Raw genomic sequence first — 16,198 nt, 5'->3', positions numbered from 1 at the left:
CCCCTTGCGCCCTCGACACCCTATGCTACATGAACGCCGGGCGCGCGAAAGCCCGCGCAACCGCACCCCGCTTCAGATGGTTTCCGAGAGTTCCATGTCCGACAAGGTCGTCACCCGTTTTGCCCCTTCGCCCACCGGCTATCTGCACATAGGCGGCGCGCGCACGGCGCTGTTCAACTGGCTGTATGCGAAGCACACTGGCGGCACGATGCTGCTGCGCATCGAGGACACCGACCGCGAACGCTCCAATGAAGCCGCGACGGCTGCCATCCTCGACGGGCTTTCCTGGCTTGGCCTGAGCTGGGACGGCGAGCCGGTGTCGCAGTTCGAGCGTGCTCCGCGCCACCGCGAGGTGGCTGAGGAGCTCGTGCGCATGGGCAAGGCCTATTATTGCTATGCCACGCCGGCCGAACTGGAGGCCATGCGCGAGGCCGCCAGAGCCAAGGGGCTGCCGCCCCGCTATGACGGCCGCTGGCGCGACCGCGACCCCTCTGAGGCGCCCGCAGGCGTTAAGGGCGCCATTCGTATCAAGGCGCCGACCGAAGGCGAGACCATCGTCCATGACCGTGTCCAGGGCGAGGTGCGCTTTCCCAACAAGGATCTCGATGACTTCATCATCCTGCGTTCTGACGGCAATCCCACTTACATGCATGCCGTCGTCGTCGATGATCATGATATGGGAGTCACCCATATCATTCGCGGCGACGATCATCTGACCAACGCCGCTCGCCAGACCGTGATCTACAACGCCATGGGCTGGAACGTGCCGTCCATGTCGCATATCCCGCTGATCCACGGCGCCGATGGCGCCAAGCTGTCGAAGCGGCACGGCGCGCTTGGCGTCGAGGCCTATCGCGCCATGGGCTACCTGCCGGAGGCGCTGCTCAATTACCTGGCGCGCCTTGGCTGGAGCCATGGCGACGACGAGATCATGTCGATCAAGGATATGATTTCCTGGTTCGATATCGGCGATGTCAACAAGGGCGCGGCGCGCTTCGACTTCGCCAAGCTGGAGGCGATCAACGGCGCGCATATGCGCCGCATGAGCGATGCCGAACTGTTCGACATCTTCATCGCTACCCTGCCCTATCTCGAAGGCGGCCCGGCGATCGCCGCGCGCCTGAACGACAGCACCAAGGCGCAGTTGCTGGCAGCGCTTCCGGGCCTGAAGGAGCGCGCCAAGACGCTGGTCGAGCTCGTCGATGGCGCGGCCTTCCTGTTCGCCACGCGCCCCCTGCCGATCGACGACAAGGCGGCCCTTCTGCTTACCGACGATGCCCGCAAGATCCTGCGCAGTGCTCACGAAGCTTTGAACAGGCTTGCGAGTGACTGGACAGCCGCCTCGGCGGAGGCGGCGATACGCGAGGTGGCAGCGGCCGGCAGTCACAAGCTCGGCGCGGTGGCCCAGCCTTTGCGCGCTGCGTTGACCGGCAAAAGCACCTCGCCGGGCGTGTTCGATGTGCTCGCCGTGCTCGGCCGCGAGGAAAGCCTGGCGCGCATCTCAGATCAAATCGATTAGGAGCAAACTGGCCCAAGAAGATTGGCATTGAAAGGCGGGTTTCGCAGTGCAACATTAGGCCTTGGCCCAATCTGGCACGCACCTCCTGAAATGCGGTGGCGAATACGCGCATTGCGGTGATTTTCGACGTGTCGCTCTGCAGAATTTTGCCTTTGCCGGCATGAGGAAACAAGAAGGAGTTTGCAATGACCGAAGCTGCGAAAAAAATGGATTTGGGCGGCAAGATCCAGGAGGCCACGGCAACGCTTGCATTCGCCGGCAAGACCCATGAATTCAAGGTGCGAAGTGGTTCGGTCGGGCCTGATGTCATCGACATCGCCTCGCTCTACTCAACCACCGGCGCCTTCACTTACGATCCGGGCTTCACCTCGACGGCAAGCTGCGAGTCCGAAATCACCTTCATCGACGGCGACGCCGGCATCCTCCTCCATCGCGGCTATCCGATCGACCAGTTGGCCGAACATGGCGACTTCCTCGAGGTCTGCTATCTCCTGCTCTACGGTGAATTGCCGACCAAGGCGCAGAAGGACGACTTCGACTACCGCGTGACGCGCCACACCATGGTGCATGAGCAGATGTCGCGCTTTTTCACCGGCTTCCGCCGCGACGCGCACCCGATGGCGGTGATGTGCGGCGTGGTCGGCGCGCTGTCGGCCTTCTACCACGACTCCACCGACATCTCCGACCCCTACCAGCGCATGGTTGCCTCCATGCGGCTGATCGCCAAGATGCCAACGATCGCGGCGATGGCCTACAAATACCACATCGGCCAGCCGTTCATTTACCCGAAGAACGAACTGAACTTCGCCGCCAACTTCCTGCACATGTGCTTTGCCGTGCCGTGCGAGGAATACAAGATCAACCCGGTGCTGGCGCGCGCCATGGAGCGCATCTTCATTCTGCACGCCGACCACGAGCAGAACGCCTCGACCTCGACCGTTCGTCTCGCCGGCTCGTCGGGCGCCAACCCGTTCGCGTGCATCGCCGCCGGCATCGCCTGCCTGTGGGGGCCTGCGCATGGCGGCGCCAATGAAGCGGCGCTCAACATGCTTGGCGAGATCGGCCATGTCGACCATATCCCGGAGTTCATCGCTCGCGCCAAGGACAAGAACGATCCGTTCCGGCTAATGGGCTTCGGCCACCGCGTCTACAAGAACTACGATCCGCGCGCCAAGATCATGCAGAAGACGGCGCATGAGGTTCTGGGCGAGCTCGGCATCAAGGACGATCCGCTGCTGGACATCGCCATGGAGCTGGAAAAGATCGCGCTGACCGATCCCTATTTCATCGAGAAGAAGCTCTACCCGAATGTCGACTTCTATTCCGGCATTACGCTGAAGGCGCTGGGCTTCCCCACCACCATGTTCACCGTGCTGTTCGCGGTCGCCCGCACCGTCGGCTGGATCGCGCAGTGGAAGGAGATGATCGAGGATCCGCGCCAGAAGATCGGCCGCCCGCGCCAGCTCTATACCGGCGCACCCGAGCGTGACTACGTGCCGATCGCCAAGCGGTGAATTGGGAGTAGGGATCGGGCAGTAGGCAGTAGGCAGTAGGCACGGTCAACTTCCCTACTCCCTACTGACTATTCCCTCTCTTGATATACCGCATCACCACCTGCGCGGCGATCTCGCCGGACGGTCTGTCCGTCGCCATGCGCCGCGTGATCTCTGCAAATCCATTCTTCTGCCAGGCGCGCATGCCGCTGTCGGCGAACAGGGCTTCCAATTGCCGGGCCAGATTGTTCGGCTTGATGTAGCCGTCGTAGAATTCCGGAATAAGTGCTCGATCCGATATCAGATTGGGCAGCAGCGCCGACCAGACGGAAACGAGGTACGGCGCCAAGACCCGCGCGACCGGGTCGAGCCTGTAGCAGGAAATCATCGGCACGCCGGCCAGCGCCAGTTCCAGCGATACCGTCCCGGACGCGATCAGCGCCGCATCGGCTTTGCCGAAAGCCTGCCATTTGCGCTGGGAATCGACGATGATCTCAGGCTTTTCATCCCAGCGGTTGACGGAGGATTTGACGAGCTCGGCGACATGCGGAACGGTCGGCAGCAGCAGCCGCAGGCGGTGGCCACGCGCACGCAGAATCGACACCGTCTCGCCGAACGGGTCGAGCAGCCGCCGTACCTCGCCACGCCGCGAACCGGGCAGGACGAGCAGGGTCTTGACGCGATCAGGAGAAAGGTCGCGCGGTAGTTCCTGCGCCTTGGCTGCGGCCAGCAAACCCGCATCGTGGGTCAGGCGATGCCCGACATAGGTGCCCGGTGGCCCGCCGAGCCGCTCGAGCTCCTTGACCTCGAAAGGCAGGATGCAGAGGATGTGGTCGACATAGGGCTTCATCGCCACCGCCCTGCCCGGCCGCCACGCCCACACGCTCGGGCAGACATAGTGGATGATCGGTATCGATGGGTTGGCCGCACGCACCTTTTTGGCGACGCGCAACGAAAAGTCCGGACTGTCGATGGTGACCATGCAGTCCGGCTTTTCGTCGGCAACGGTCTTGGCCAGTTGGCTGATCCGCCGCATCAGGCGCGGCAGGTCGCGCAGAACGGCGCTGAACCCCATGAGGGCGATCTCGCCGGCATCGAATGGCGAGACCAGTCCCAGCGCCTGCAAATGACGGCCGCCGAGGCCGACGAGTTGCACCTCGCGCCCCACAGCCTGGCTGAGCGAGCGCACTATGTCGGCACCGAGCAGGTCGCCGGACTCCTCTCCGGCAACGATTGCGATCTTCAATGCCCTGTCAGCCATTGCGCGGCTCCGTGGCGGCACGCAGGCCAAGGACGAACAGGCCAAGTGCATTGGCGCGCGCGATGGTTTCAGGACCTTCGAGGATCAGCGACCGTCCCGCCTCGACGGCAATGCCGGCGAGTCCGGCCGCGTGCGCTGCCTCGACCGTCTGCGGACCGATGGATGGAAGATCGGCGCGCAGTTCCTGACCGGGCTTGGCGCACTTGACGAGGACGCCGCGGGTCTTGCCCGCAATACGGCCGTGGCCGCGCAGCAGCTTCGCACGATCAAGCAGGCCGGCTGTTCCTTCGATGCCTTCCAGCGCGATTGCCCGGCCGCCAACCGCGATCGCCGCTTGGCCGACATCCAGCGCCCCGATGGCCTTTGCTGCCGCAAGGCCTGCCTCAATATCGCGCCAGTCCAATTTTCGCGGTTCGGCCTTGGTCAGCACGCCTTCGGCGGCGACAAGATTCGGCACTACTTCGTGGGCGCCAACGACCTTTACTCCGCGCGCTTCGAGGCCCCGTGCCAAGACCTTCAGAAGACCATCGTCGCCACGCGCGAGCGCCATGACGACCAAAGGAATCACCGCGAGCAGGCTGAGACTGGGGCGCAGCGCAAGCAATCGCGGCCGGCGCTTGATCTCGCCTGCAAGCACCAGATGGGTGATCCGGTGCCGCCGCAGCAAAGGGACGAGCGAGCCTATACCTTCCAGAGCGAGGTTTTCGTGATCGTATCGGGAGAGTTCCGCGATGCGGTCGACCTCGCCTTCCATCAGGATGACGAAGGGCGGATAACCTTGTTCAGCCGAACCGGCCGCGACTTCGACCGGCAGACTGCCGCCGCCGGCAATGATGCCGACCCTGGAGCCCGGCGGAAGATCAAGACGCGCAGCCGCTGTCTCAGTCTTCGTCATCGACATCGTCGCCATCGCCGCCCTTGAGCGACGGCACAGCATAGTGCCGCTTGCCGCGACTGGTGATGAAATCGATGATCTTCATGGCGGTCGGCGACGACGCGAACTCCGCCTTGGCGAACTCGATGTTCTCGCCAACGGTGCGGGAACGATCGAAGATCATCCTGTAAGCCTTGCGCAGCACAAGGATTTCGGACCTTGGCAGGCCGGAGCGCTTGAGGCCGATGATGTTGAGGCCGCGCAGGCTGGCGCGGTTGCCGACCGCGATGGCAAAGGGGATGACATCGCCGACGATCGCGGAGCAGCCGCCGAGAAAGGCGTTGTCGCCGATGCGGACAAACTGATGCACTGCGGTCAGGCCGCCGATATAGACATTGTTGCCGACCTCGCAGTGGCCGCCCAGCGTTGCGCCATTGGCGAACGTCGCATTGTTGCCGACGACGCAATCATGGGCGATATGGGCGTAGGCAAGGAAATTGCCATTGTCGCCGACCGTCGTCTCGCCGCGGCTGGAATCGGTGCCGAGATGCATGGTCACGCCTTCGCGGATCGTGCAGTTCCTGCCGATGACCAAGGTGGTGCGACCGCCCTTGTGCTTGGTGTTCTGCGGCGGTGCGCCCAATGTCGCCATCGGATAGACTTTGGTCGAGGCGCCGATCGACGTCGCGCCCATCACCGAGACATGACTGACCAGTTCGACGTCGTCGCCGATCACCACATCGGCACCGACATGGCAGAACGGCCCGATGCGCACACCTTCGCCGATTTGGGCGCCTTCCTCGACAATGGAGGAAGCATGAATGGATGTATTGATTTTCATAAGCACTCGATCGTCAGTCGCTGGTGACCATCATGGCTGAAATCTCGGCCTCGGCCGCCTTGGCGCCGTCGACCATGGCTTCACAAGCGAATTTGAGCAGGTTGCCGCGTTTCTTGATTTTCTTGACATAGATCTTCAACTGGTCGCCGGGAACCACCGGTTTGCGGAATTTGGCGTTGTCGATGGTCAGGAAATAGACCAGCGACGGCTTTTCGGTGCCCAGGCTGCGGATACAGATGGCGCCGGCCGTCTGCGCCATCGCCTCGACGATGAGCACACCCGGCATGACCGGCTGCTCAGGGAAATGGCCCTGAAAATGCGGCTCGTTTATGGTCACGTTCTTGATGCCGATGGCGGATTCGTCGCCATCGATGTCGACGATACGATCGATCATCAGGAACGGATAGCGGTGCGGCAGGAGCTTCATCAGCCCCATAATGTCGACCGCCTCCAGCGTCGTCGACGCGATCATGTCAGCCATTGCCTCCCTCGCCCTGTTTGCGGGTCCTGGCGAGCTTGCGCAGCATGGCTATCTCCCGCATGGCTTCCGCCATCGGCTGTGCCGGATAGCCGCCCCAGATCTCGCCTGCAGGGACATTGCTCATAAATCCACTTCTGGCGGCAAGCTTGGCCCCTGTCCCTATGGTCAGGTGATCCGCAAGCCCGACGCCGCCGCCCATGGTGACATTGTCACCCACCACCACGGAACCCGAAATACCCGAAAGCCCGGCTATTATGCAATTGCGGCCGATGCGGACGTTATGGGCGATCTGCACGAGATTGTCGATCTTGGTGCCCTGGCCGATGATCGTATCGGACATGGCGCCGCGATCGACGGTGGTGTTGGAGCCGATCTCGACGTCGTCCTGGATAACGACACGGCCGATCTGCGGCACGCGCTCAGGCCCCTTGGCCCCGCCGACGAACCCAAAACCATCCTGGCCTATCCTGGCGCCGCCATGAATGATGACGCGATTGCCGATCAAGGCATACTGGATGCTGGCGCCCGGACCGACATAGCCGTCGCGGCCGATCTGGCAGGATTGTCCAATCACCGCATTCGGGGCGATGACAGTGCCGCTGCCGATCGAAGCGCCTGGCCCGATCACCGCGCCGGCCTCGATGACGGCACCGGCTTCGACATGCGCGGTCGCATCGACGTGAGCGTGCGGCGAGACGCCGGTTTCGCTGGTCATCGGCCCTGGTGTCGCCGCCCTCGGAAACAGCAGACGCCCGATCAGCGCGAAGGCCTGTTGTGGACGCGGATGAATGAGAACGGCAACGCTTGCCGGCGCCTTGCCGGCAAATTCCGCCGGGCACAGGACCGCGGCTGCCCGCAACGACGGCATCAGCGCGGAATTACGCTTGCCGTCGACAAAGACGAGCGCATTCTCGCCGCCCTCGCTGGCAGGCGCGAGTGCTTCGATCGAAATATCGGAGTGGCCGGAATCGACGAGCACCGAGCCGGTCAGATTCGCGACTTCGCCCGCCGTATACCGGCGTGATGGCGCGAAGAACACCGGATCGGTCATTCCAGAAGCTATATCCAGCTAGGTCGGAACATTTCTCCCGGACCCTGAGGACCCGGGAGCATCGTTGGCCGCCGATCAGAAGCGGGTCGATATGCCGAAGTTGAATTCCTGCACGTCGTCGCGCGCTTCCTTCTTGACCGGGATCGCATAGTCGATACGGATCGGACCGAATGGCGATGCCCACATCAGGCCGAGGCCGACCGAGGCACGCAACTTCATGCCGACCGACTCCTGAGTGACGCCAGCGGTGTCGACCTTGCTTCCATAGAGCGTTGCCGCGTCCGCGAAGACCGCGCCACGCAAGCCAAAGCTCTCCGGAATGACCGGCAGTGGGAACTGGGCCTCTGCCGACGCATTGAAATAGGTCGTGCCGCCGAGATGGTCGCCCGTAGCAGTATCGACAGGACCGATGCCGCCATAGGCGAAGCCACGGATCATGCGATCGGTGCTCTGGAACTGATCGAAAATCCGCAGACCATCGCTGCCGTATCCTTCAACATGGCCAGCGCCACCTGAAATGAGCCCGACCAGGTCGTACTGCTCCGACAGCGTCTGGTAGATGCTGCCGCGGCCCGTGACTTTCACGAACTTGGCATCACCACCGAGGCCTGCGACTTCCACGGTCGTGGTGGCATAGATACCCTCGTGCGGGCTCTTCATATCGTCGATGGTGTTGTAGACCAGCCCGAGGCTGACCGACGACTTGATCCAAGGGCTTTGTTCGATGCCGTCCAGGATAGCCGTGGAAACACTGCAACCGGGATCAGGAACCCCATCGCCATTTGCATCGCAGCTGTCATCCAGCTCATATTTCTCTTGCGAGATGTTGTACGCCAACTGGGTCGAGATGCTGTCGGTGATCGGCAGACCGAAGCGCACCGTCGCACCCGTGGTATCGCTGTCGTAGTTGTCGTATTCCCTGGTCGACTTGAAGATGTCGAAGCCGGCGGCGATGCGCCGTCCGAGGAAATAAGGCTCGGTGAAGGACAGGCTGTAGTCGCGTGAATTCTTGCCGCCGCCCGCCGACAGCTTGATGAACTGGCCACGACCGAGGAAGTTGCGCTCGGTCACGGATCCTTCGACCGACGGACCGGCCGTGTCGCCACCAGTCGAATAACCAGCGCCCACGGAGAACTCGCCGGTCGATTTCTCGACCACATCGACCACCAGCACGACCTGGTCGGGCTGCGAGCCAGGCACGGTCGAGATGTCGACTTTCTCAAAGTAATTCAAGTTTTCCAGGCGCTTTTTCGCGCGCTGGACAAGCACCTGGTTGAAGGCGTCGCCTTCGCTGACGTCGAACTCGCGGCGAATGACATAGTCACGCGTGCGATCATTGCCGCGGATCTCGATGCGCTCGATATAGGCCTTGGTGCCCTGGTCGATCGTGTAGACGACCGAAATGGTGTGGTTCTCGAAATTCCGGTCGCCGCGCGGCGTGACCTGCGCGAAGGCATAGCCGGAACCGGCCACCTTCTCGGTCAGCGCGATGATGGAATCCTCGACGTTCTTGGCGTTGTAGACGTCACCCTTATGGGTCTCGATCACCGATTCCAGCGACTTGCCGTCGACTTCAGGGATCGAGCTCTCGACGCTGACATCACCGAACGTGTAGCGGTCGCCTTCCTGGACGGTGATGGTGACCGTGTACTTGTTCGTCGCGCTGTCGAGCTCGCCGACAGCAGACACGACCTGGAAGTCGGCATAGCCGTGATTGTAGTAGAAGCGGCGCAGCAGCTCCTCGTCCGCGCGCAGCTTGTCATCGTCATAGACGTCGTCGCGCAGGACGAAGGAAAGCCAGGACGAGCGCTTGGTATTGATGATATCCGCCAGGCGGCGGCTGGAATAGGCACTGTTGCCGACGAAATTGACCGCCGCGATCTGCGTGCGATCGCCTTCAACGATGTTGAAGACAACGTTTACGCGATTGTCGCCAAGCTGCATAACCTGCGTGGTCACGGTCACATCGTCACGACCAATGCGCCTGTATGCAGCCTTGACCGATTCCACGTCGGCATCGAGCGTCGCCTGTGAGAACGTTCCGCGCGGCTTCAGCTGCACCGCCGCCGCAAGTGCATTGTCCTTGAGCTTCTTGTTGTTCTGGAACAGCACCTGGTTGACCACCTGGTACTCGGCGACCTTGACCACCAGCGTCGAGCCGACCTGGTTGATCTGCACGTCCGAAAACAGGCCAGTGCCGAACAGTGCCTTGACCGCACCGTCGATATCGGAACTGGAGAACGCCTTGCCCGGCTTGATGGTGATGTAATTGCGGATGGTCTCAGCGTCGATACGCTGGTTGCCGCTCACTTCCACTCTGCTGACGACAGCGGCTTCAGCCGCCGATGTGGCAACGAACTGCACTGCGAGCGCGCCTGGCACGACCATGGCCGCGGACAGGGTCACCGCGGACGCGGCGCTTAGAAACTTGGATGCTGCCTTCATCGGGCTTAATAACCTTTTCTCGTAGTCCCCACGGCGAGAAAACCGGACGTGCGGTAATTTCCCCTACCGTATTAACCGGATTTTCCCTACACGCAAGGCTTCTGGTTAATTTGTATTTACTTAACCCTGCGGCGTGGCTTTCGCGTCACTCATATCCCCTTGCATGGTAAACGGCGTCTCAACATCGTCCATGCAGAAGCCAAATTTCTTCATGATTTCAGCACCCAAACAGATCGTTCCAAAAAACGAACCCCATGAAGCACAGCACCAGAAGCAACCCGGCCCGATAGGCCATTTCCATCATCCGTTCCGACACTGGACGGCGAATGACAGCCTCCACCCCGTAGAACAAGAGGTGACCGCCGTCGAGGGGGGGAATCGGCAAAAGGTTCAGAATTCCGATGCCAACGGATAGCAGTGCAACCAGCTGCACGAGCCATTCGAATCCCAGTTTCGCAGCCCTGCCCGCCATGTCGGCGATCTTCACCGGACCGCCCAGCTGACATTTGTCTTCGCGCCCTACAACAAAGCGCTGCAGGAACTGGCCCGTGCGCTGGATGACGTGACCGGTTTCCTCGACCGCCGCCGCGACCGCTCCGACCGGCGTGTAGGTGATCAGCCTCGGCTGACCGAGTTCCTTGTTGTTGACGACACCGATCACGGCGACCTTGACCTTGTTGCCGAGCGCGTCTTCCTGTTCCATCAGCCGCGGCGCCGCGGTCACAGTGACCTCCTGGCCGTCGCGCAACATGACGAAGGTGATTGCGTCGTCGGCACGGCCCGAGACCAGGCGCTGGACGTCGCCAAAGGTTTCGACCTTGTTGCCGTCGACACTGACGAATCGGTCGCCGGGAAGGATGCCGGCCTTCGCCGCCGGGCTGTCGGCGGTCACCTCGGCCACCATGGGCTCGGCGACATAGCGGCCATAGGCGGTGAACAGCACGGAAAAGACGACGATCGTCAGCAGGAAATTGAACAATGGTCCGGCCACCACCGTTGCCGCGCGCTTCCAGATCGGCTGCGTGTGAAAGGCGACCTTGCGCTCGTCCTCGGTCAGCGTTTCAATTTCTTCCGACGTGGGCTGGCTCGATGTGGCGTTCATGTCGCCGACGAATTTTACATAGCCGCCAAGCGGTATCGCACACAGTTTCCAGCGCGTGCCGTGGCTGTCGTTGAAGCCGAAGAGTTCCGGGCCGAAGCCGATCGAGAAGGCCCTGACGCCGATGCCGCACCAGCGCCCGACAAGGTAATGGCCCATTTCGTGGACGAACACGACTACGGTCAGCACGAAGAGGAATGGCACCAGCGTACCGAGGACAAAGCCTTCTGTGCTGAAAAGCGCGTGAAGAATCTCGTTCAAGACAAACCCTCAAATTCTTCCACGGCGCAGACTACGCCGTGACTGTGACACCAATCCGGGCGAATCCAAGGCGCACCGCGCAAAGGACCCTGAAATGACATCGCTCAAACGGGAAACAGACCCTGCGCCGGATGATCGGCGTTCGCCGAAATCCAGCCGATGACGTATAGGGCGAATGCCGCTGCGACAAGCCCGTCGACACGATCCATGACGCCGCCATGGCCCGGGATGAGCGCCCCCGAATCCTTGCGGCCATGGCGGCGCTTGATCCAGGATTCGAACAGGTCGCCTGCCTGCGAGACAATCGACAGCACGAGCGCGACCAGGCCGAGCAATGCCAGATTGCCGACACCGGCAGCTGCGGCGAGGACCAGCCCGGCGACGACGCCGCCGACAGCGCCGCCGAGTGCGCCGCTGCGCGTCTTGCCGGGCGAGATAGAGGGCGCCAGTTTCGCCCCCCCAACGGCTCGGCCAACGAAATAGGCAAGGATATCGGTGGCCCAGACGACAGCGAACAGGAACAGGATGGCAATGAGGCCTGAACGATCGCCATCGCGCAGCAAGGCGAGCGACAGGCCTGAAACCGCGGCATAGGCAAGGCCGCTCGCATCCCATTGTCCGGTCTTGCGAACCGAAGCGGCTATCGCCGTTGCGGCAACAATGGCCGCCACAAGCGGCAGCAGCCAGGAGGCGGCCAGACCGCCAATCAAGGCGCCAATGAAGACAACCAGCAGTGCTTCCGGCAGGAAACCAAGGCCCGTTGCCCCGGTTGGCCGCGACATGCGGGTCCATTCATAGAAGATCGCCGCTACGATCACGGCACACAGCAGCCGGAACGGCAAACCGCCGATCCAGGTCAAGCCGAGAGTGATGATGGCGAGCACGATCGCCGAAACGATACGCAGTTGAAGATTGCTCATCCCGCGGCCGGTCGCGAAGCGACGTCCTGGCCTCCAAGTCCGCCGAAACGGCGTTCGCGGCCAGCAAACTCACGCAAAGCTTCCGCAAGGTGCTCGCGGCTGAAGTCGGGCCAGTAGCAAGGCAGGAAGACGAGTTCGCTATAGGCGGCTTGCCACAGAAGGAAGTTCGACAGCCGGAGCTCGCCGCTGGTGCGAATGACCAATTCCGGGTCGGGAATGCCTTGCGTATCAAGCGCGCCGGCAAAGCTTTCGGCTGATATCGCCTCGGCGTCGAGTTCGCCACGCGCCACAGCCGCCGCAAGCTTTTGTGCCGTGCGAACGATTTCGTCTCGTCCGCCATAGTTGAAGGCGATCACCAGCGTCAGCGATTCGTTTGCGGCCGTCAGCGTTTCGGCCTCGTCGAGCAGTCCCCTGATATCAGACTGCAGCCCTGCCCGGTCACCGATGATTCTAACCCGCACACCGCTCTGGTGCAGTTCAGCAAGGTCACGGCGGATGAACATTTTCAAGAGGCCCATCAGGTCGCTGACCTCGGACTTCGGCCGCGACCAGTTCTCCGACGAGAAAGCATAGACGGTCAGGTAGGAAATGCCGAGCCCAGGTGCCGCGCGCACCGTCTTGCGCAGCGCCTCGACACCGGCACGGTGGCCCGCAAGACGGGGCATGCCGCGCGCCTTGGCCCAGCGTCCGTTTCCGTCCATGATGATCGCGACATGCGCGGGCGTTGCCATGTTCTCGCTTTCGGGTCAGCCGGCGGCCATGACCCTAAACCTGCATGATTTCAGCTTCCTTATCGGAAAGCAGGTGGTCGATGGTGCTGATCGTCTCGTCGGTAAGTTTCTGGACCTGGTCCGAGCGCTTGCGCTGATCGTCTTCGCTGATGTCGCCGTCTTTCTCCGCCTTCTTCAGGAAGTCCATGCCGTCGCGGCGCACATGGCGCGCGGCGACACGGGCGTTCTCGGCGTAGGTGTGCGAGATCTTGACCAGTTCCTTGCGGCGCTGTTCGTTAAGTTCGGGAAGTGGAATCCTGAGGTTGGTGCCGTCTACGATCGGGTTGAACCCCAAATTGGATTCGCGGATCGCGCGGTCGACCGCGCCAACCATCGACTTGTCCCATACCGATACCGAGATCATGCGCGGCTCCGGCACCGAGACGTTGGCGACCTGATTGATCGGCATGGTGGTGCCGTAGGCCTGCACCTGGATCGCATCGAGCAGATTGCTGGAGGCGCGACCGGTTCGCAGCGAGGCCAGATCATGCTTGAACGCGGCAATAGCCCCATCCATGCGCCGCTTGAGATCGTCGTACTCACCACTCATCTTTATCTCCTCGACCCGTCTAATGCGGGCTCACTGCTTCGGGCCGTCTTCGAATCGGACTTTCGAAAACCGGCTTCCCTTTTCGGGTCAGGCCGCCGATCAATCGTCCGCGACGACGGTGCAGCGGCCGCCGCCCCTCAGAATATCGCCGAAACCACCTTTTTCGTGGATCGAATAGACGATTATCGGAATGTTGTTTTCGCGCGCAAGTGCAATCGCAGCAGTATCCATGATGGAAAGGCCGCGATTTATGACTTCGCCATGGCTGATGCGCTCGAAACGCGTTGCATTCGGGTCCTTCTTCGGGTCCGCCGAGTAGACGCCGTCGACCTGAGTGCCCTTGAACAGCGCGTCGGCGCCGATTTCAGCGGCGCGAAGGGCTGCGGCCGAATCAGTGGTGAAGAATGGATTGCCGGTGCCGCCGGCAAAGATCACCACCTTGCCCTGGTTCATGTAGGCGGTCGCCTGGCGCTGCGAAAAGCTCTCGCAAAGTTCCGGCATGGCGATCGCTGAAAGCACCACGGCCTCGACGCCGATCTTGTTCAACGACGTGCGCAGCGCCAACGAATTGATCACCGTGGCAAGCATGCCCATGTGGTCGCCGGTGACACGGTCGCCGCCCTTGGAGGCAACGGCCACGCCGCGAAAGATGTTGCCACCGCCGATGACGACGCCGACCTCGATGCCCAATGCACGCGCCTCGGCGATGTCGCCGGCGATGCGATCCACCACTGACACGTCGATGCCGAAATGCTGCTCGCCCATCAACGCTTCGCCCGACGCTTTCAGCAAGACACGTCGGTAGAGGGGCTTCACCGTCATCTGGGCCTCTTCATTTGCATGTGGCGCGTTCCGGGTGGCTGCTCTCGCGCAGGCGCGCCACCGAAACAATGGCGTTCCGATACACGAAGGGCGCCGCGATGTCACGCGGCGCCCGACCCGGAATTCTCTCGCCTTTTGTCAACTCACGCCGGCAAATGCACCTTCCATGAGCAGGTCAGGGAAATAGCCCGCAGGCTTGCAGCCGACGGCCTGGCCCCCGGTAAGGCCACCCTGGATTTCCGGACCGAAGAACGAGTACGGGAACGGCGTGACCGGCAGGCTGACTGCGTCGAGCCTTGCCAGGAGCTCTTGGGGAATCTCGAAATCGAGCGCGCCGAGATTGTCCCTGAGCTGATCGAGCCTCGTCGCACCGATGATCACCGAAGCGACACCGGGCCGCGTTGCCGCCCAGTTCAAGGCGATTTGGGCCATGCCGTGGCCAAGTTTGCCGGCGACCTTTTCCAGTTCGGCAACGATTGCCCAGTTGCGGTCGGTGAACTTCTGGAAGCCGGGATTGGTCGAACCGCGCATCGCCTCCAGCCTGCCGCCGGCGTTGCTGATTGTATCTGAACGATATTTGCCGCTCAGCAAGCCGCTGGCCAGCGGGCTCCAGACCATGATGCCGGCGCCATAGCGCGTGCCGAACGGCACGAATTCATGCTCTATGTTGCGCTCGACCAACGAATATTCGAGCTGCAGCGCCGAAACCGGTTCATAGCCGCGCTGCTCGGCGATGGACTGCGCCCTGCTCGCGTACCAGGCGGGGACGTCGGAGAGACCGACATGGCGAATCTTTCCGGCGCGCACCAGATCGTCCAGCGTCCGCATCACCTCTTCCGGTGAAGTCAGCCTGTCCCAGGCATGCAGGACATAGAGGTCGATATAATCGGTGCCGAGCCGCTTCAGCGAGCCTTCGACGGCGCGGATGATGTTCTTGCGGCCGTTGCCGCCGGCATTCGGATTGCCCTGCTCCAGATTCATGCTGAACTTGGTGCTGATCACCGCTCTGTCGCGCAGACCGCGTTCGGCAACGAACTCGCCAAGCCAGGTCTCGGAGGTGCCGCCGGTATAGGCATCGGCCGTATCGAAGAAATTGCCGCCTGCCTCGACATAGGCATTGACCAGGGCGCGGGCCGTCTCCTTGTCGGCGCCCCAGCCCCATTCGGTGCCGAAGGTCATGGTTCCGAGCGCCAGCCGGGTGACACGAAGCCCGCTGCTGCCAAGGGTGTAGAAGGGCATGGTCATGATGTCGCTCCGATCCTGATCCAATCTTCAATGCCGATCCTGTCCGGGGGTCGTCTTGACCCACGGGTTGCCGCGTTCATGCGTCATGCGGAATGTGAAGCCGTCCACGCTCCAGTCGGCTCCCGAACGGGTCAGGTGGTGTTCGTAGGTGCCCCAGACTTCCCATAGCGGTTCGCCATTGCCTTCCATCCGGTTCCAGGCGTAGCCGTTGGAGGAGACAGTCGCGGCGTCGCCGTCGATGGCGACCTGATGGTTGGTGCGCAGGTGCAGGCTGGTCTTGTTGCCCCTGAGGTTGGCGGCCCAGGTCCCGATCAGGTCGTCCGACGCGATGGTGGCCGCAGGCTGCCCACTCAGGCTGCTGAAGTCGACGGTGACGCGGTCGGCGAAGTAACTACGGGCGAGCCGCCAATCCTGGGCATCGACCGCGCGGTCGATGGCATCGGCGATGCGGATGACGGCGCGCTCATCGGCGAGCGCGATTTCAGGGGACGATTCGGCTCCGCCGGCATCGACCGGCGCCAGCGCGATACCCGCCGCGAAGGTGGCATACCTCAATGCATTCATGT

General features: G+C 62.2%; 15 protein-coding genes. 2 read left to right on the top strand and 13 right to left on the bottom strand.

Going from position 1 to position 16,198, the window contains the following annotated elements; translation table 11 throughout:
* The first annotated feature begins 94 nt into the window (after window positions 1-94).
* Together gltX and gltA are read left to right on the top strand one after the other, a co-directional pair.
* Window positions 95-1,519 carry a glutamate--tRNA ligase gene (gene gltX, locus EOB49_RS03195; RefSeq protein ID WP_127380120.1) on the top strand — a complete coding sequence of 475 codons (1,425 nt, stop codon included), beginning with the start codon at window positions 95-97 and terminating at the stop codon, window positions 1,517-1,519.
* Window positions 1,520-1,704: 185 nt separating this feature from the next.
* Window positions 1,705-3,033, top strand: coding sequence for a citrate synthase (gene gltA, locus EOB49_RS03190; protein WP_127327357.1), 1,329 nt, complete (start codon window positions 1,705-1,707; stop codon window positions 3,031-3,033).
* A gap of 61 nt (window positions 3,034-3,094) precedes the next feature.
* On the opposite strand, the gene lpxB is transcribed toward gltA, so the two are convergent.
* From lpxB to EOB49_RS03125, 13 genes are all read right to left on the bottom strand, one after another.
* Window positions 3,095-4,273, bottom strand: a complete 1,179-nt coding sequence (gene lpxB / locus EOB49_RS03185) for a lipid-A-disaccharide synthase (RefSeq protein ID WP_127380119.1) — start codon at window positions 4,271-4,273, stop codon at window positions 3,095-3,097.
* Window positions 4,266-5,168 (bottom strand): LpxI family protein, encoded by a 903-nt coding sequence (locus EOB49_RS03180; protein ID WP_245466297.1) that lies wholly within the window; start codon window positions 5,166-5,168, stop codon window positions 4,266-4,268. The genes lpxB and EOB49_RS03180 overlap by 8 nt, the downstream gene beginning before the upstream one ends.
* Window positions 5,155-5,988, bottom strand: coding sequence for an acyl-ACP--UDP-N-acetylglucosamine O-acyltransferase (lpxA, locus tag EOB49_RS03175; protein WP_127380118.1), 834 nt, complete (start codon window positions 5,986-5,988; stop codon window positions 5,155-5,157). The genes EOB49_RS03180 and lpxA overlap by 14 nt, the downstream gene beginning before the upstream one ends.
* A gap of 13 nt (window positions 5,989-6,001) precedes the next feature.
* On the bottom strand, window positions 6,002-6,469 hold the full coding sequence (gene fabZ / locus EOB49_RS03170; protein WP_013531753.1) for a 3-hydroxyacyl-ACP dehydratase FabZ: 468 nt from the start codon (window positions 6,467-6,469) through the stop codon (window positions 6,002-6,004).
* Entirely contained in the window at window positions 6,462-7,520 is a 1,059-nt protein-coding gene (lpxD, locus tag EOB49_RS03165) for a UDP-3-O-(3-hydroxymyristoyl)glucosamine N-acyltransferase (RefSeq protein WP_027036658.1), read from the bottom strand. Before lpxD ends, fabZ begins: the two co-directional genes overlap by 8 nt.
* A gap of 75 nt (window positions 7,521-7,595) precedes the next feature.
* Window positions 7,596-9,965: an outer membrane protein assembly factor BamA gene (gene bamA / locus EOB49_RS03160; RefSeq protein ID WP_127380117.1), complete on the bottom strand. Its 2,370-nt coding sequence runs from the start codon at window positions 9,963-9,965 to the stop codon at window positions 7,596-7,598.
* A gap of 217 nt (window positions 9,966-10,182) precedes the next feature.
* Window positions 10,183-11,325, bottom strand: coding sequence for an RIP metalloprotease RseP (gene rseP, locus EOB49_RS03155; protein WP_127273216.1), 1,143 nt, complete (start codon window positions 11,323-11,325; stop codon window positions 10,183-10,185).
* A gap of 104 nt (window positions 11,326-11,429) precedes the next feature.
* Window positions 11,430-12,245 carry a phosphatidate cytidylyltransferase gene (locus tag EOB49_RS03150; RefSeq protein WP_127270545.1) on the bottom strand — a complete coding sequence of 272 codons (816 nt, stop codon included), beginning with the start codon at window positions 12,243-12,245 and terminating at the stop codon, window positions 11,430-11,432.
* Window positions 12,242-12,976, bottom strand: a complete 735-nt coding sequence (locus tag EOB49_RS03145) for an isoprenyl transferase (protein WP_023812930.1) — start codon at window positions 12,974-12,976, stop codon at window positions 12,242-12,244. The genes EOB49_RS03150 and EOB49_RS03145 overlap by 4 nt, the downstream gene beginning before the upstream one ends.
* 34 nt (window positions 12,977-13,010) lie before the next feature.
* The gene (gene frr, locus EOB49_RS03140) at window positions 13,011-13,565 is read right to left on the bottom strand and encodes a ribosome recycling factor (protein WP_013531759.1); all 555 of its coding nucleotides are present in this window, start codon (window positions 13,563-13,565) and stop codon (window positions 13,011-13,013) included.
* A gap of 99 nt (window positions 13,566-13,664) precedes the next feature.
* Window positions 13,665-14,387 (bottom strand): UMP kinase, encoded by a 723-nt coding sequence (gene pyrH / locus EOB49_RS03135; RefSeq protein ID WP_127380116.1) that lies wholly within the window; start codon window positions 14,385-14,387, stop codon window positions 13,665-13,667.
* A gap of 138 nt (window positions 14,388-14,525) precedes the next feature.
* Window positions 14,526-15,632, bottom strand: coding sequence for an aldo/keto reductase (locus EOB49_RS03130; protein ID WP_127380115.1), 1,107 nt, complete (start codon window positions 15,630-15,632; stop codon window positions 14,526-14,528).
* Window positions 15,633-15,659: 27 nt separating this feature from the next.
* Window positions 15,660-16,196 carry a nuclear transport factor 2 family protein gene (locus tag EOB49_RS03125; RefSeq protein ID WP_127321485.1) on the bottom strand — a complete coding sequence of 179 codons (537 nt, stop codon included), beginning with the start codon at window positions 16,194-16,196 and terminating at the stop codon, window positions 15,660-15,662.
* Window positions 16,197-16,198 lie beyond the last annotated feature (2 nt).

It is taken from the genome of Mesorhizobium sp. M7A.F.Ca.MR.148.00.0.0 (assembly GCF_003997735.1).
In the GTDB taxonomy this organism is placed as follows: domain Bacteria; phylum Pseudomonadota; class Alphaproteobacteria; order Rhizobiales; family Rhizobiaceae; genus Mesorhizobium.
Note: the sequence above shows the minus strand (reverse complement) of the source record. Positions and strands in the feature narration are given on the sequence as shown.

What these genes read in the sequence shown, in the direction of transcription:
- gltX (WP_127380120.1), top strand. Translation starts at nt 95, where the DNA reads ATGTCCGACAAGGTCGTCACCCGTTTTGCCCCTTCGCCCACCGGCTAT.
- gltA (WP_127327357.1), top strand. Translation starts at nt 1,705, where the DNA reads ATGACCGAAGCTGCGAAAAAAATGGATTTGGGCGGCAAGATCCAGGAG.
- lpxB (WP_127380119.1), bottom strand. Translation starts at nt 4,273, where the DNA reads ATGGCTGACAGGGCATTGAAGATCGCAATCGTTGCCGGAGAGGAGTCC.
- EOB49_RS03180 (WP_245466297.1), bottom strand. Translation starts at nt 5,168, where the DNA reads ATGACGAAGACTGAGACAGCGGCTGCGCGTCTTGATCTTCCGCCGGGC.
- lpxA (WP_127380118.1), bottom strand. Translation starts at nt 5,988, where the DNA reads ATGAAAATCAATACATCCATTCATGCTTCCTCCATTGTCGAGGAAGGC.
- fabZ (WP_013531753.1), bottom strand. Translation starts at nt 6,469, where the DNA reads ATGGCTGACATGATCGCGTCGACGACGCTGGAGGCGGTCGACATTATG.
- lpxD (WP_027036658.1), bottom strand. Translation starts at nt 7,520, where the DNA reads ATGACCGATCCGGTGTTCTTCGCGCCATCACGCCGGTATACGGCGGGC.
- bamA (WP_127380117.1), bottom strand. Translation starts at nt 9,965, where the DNA reads ATGAAGGCAGCATCCAAGTTTCTAAGCGCCGCGTCCGCGGTGACCCTG.
- EOB49_RS03150 (WP_127270545.1), bottom strand. Translation starts at nt 12,245, where the DNA reads ATGAGCAATCTTCAACTGCGTATCGTTTCGGCGATCGTGCTCGCCATC.
- EOB49_RS03145 (WP_023812930.1), bottom strand. Translation starts at nt 12,976, where the DNA reads ATGGCAACGCCCGCGCATGTCGCGATCATCATGGACGGAAACGGACGC.
- frr (WP_013531759.1), bottom strand. Translation starts at nt 13,565, where the DNA reads ATGAGTGGTGAGTACGACGATCTCAAGCGGCGCATGGATGGGGCTATT.
- pyrH (WP_127380116.1), bottom strand. Translation starts at nt 14,387, where the DNA reads ATGACGGTGAAGCCCCTCTACCGACGTGTCTTGCTGAAAGCGTCGGGC.
- EOB49_RS03130 (WP_127380115.1), bottom strand. Translation starts at nt 15,632, where the DNA reads ATGACCATGCCCTTCTACACCCTTGGCAGCAGCGGGCTTCGTGTCACC.
- EOB49_RS03125 (WP_127321485.1), bottom strand. Translation starts at nt 16,196, where the DNA reads ATGAATGCATTGAGGTATGCCACCTTCGCGGCGGGTATCGCGCTGGCG.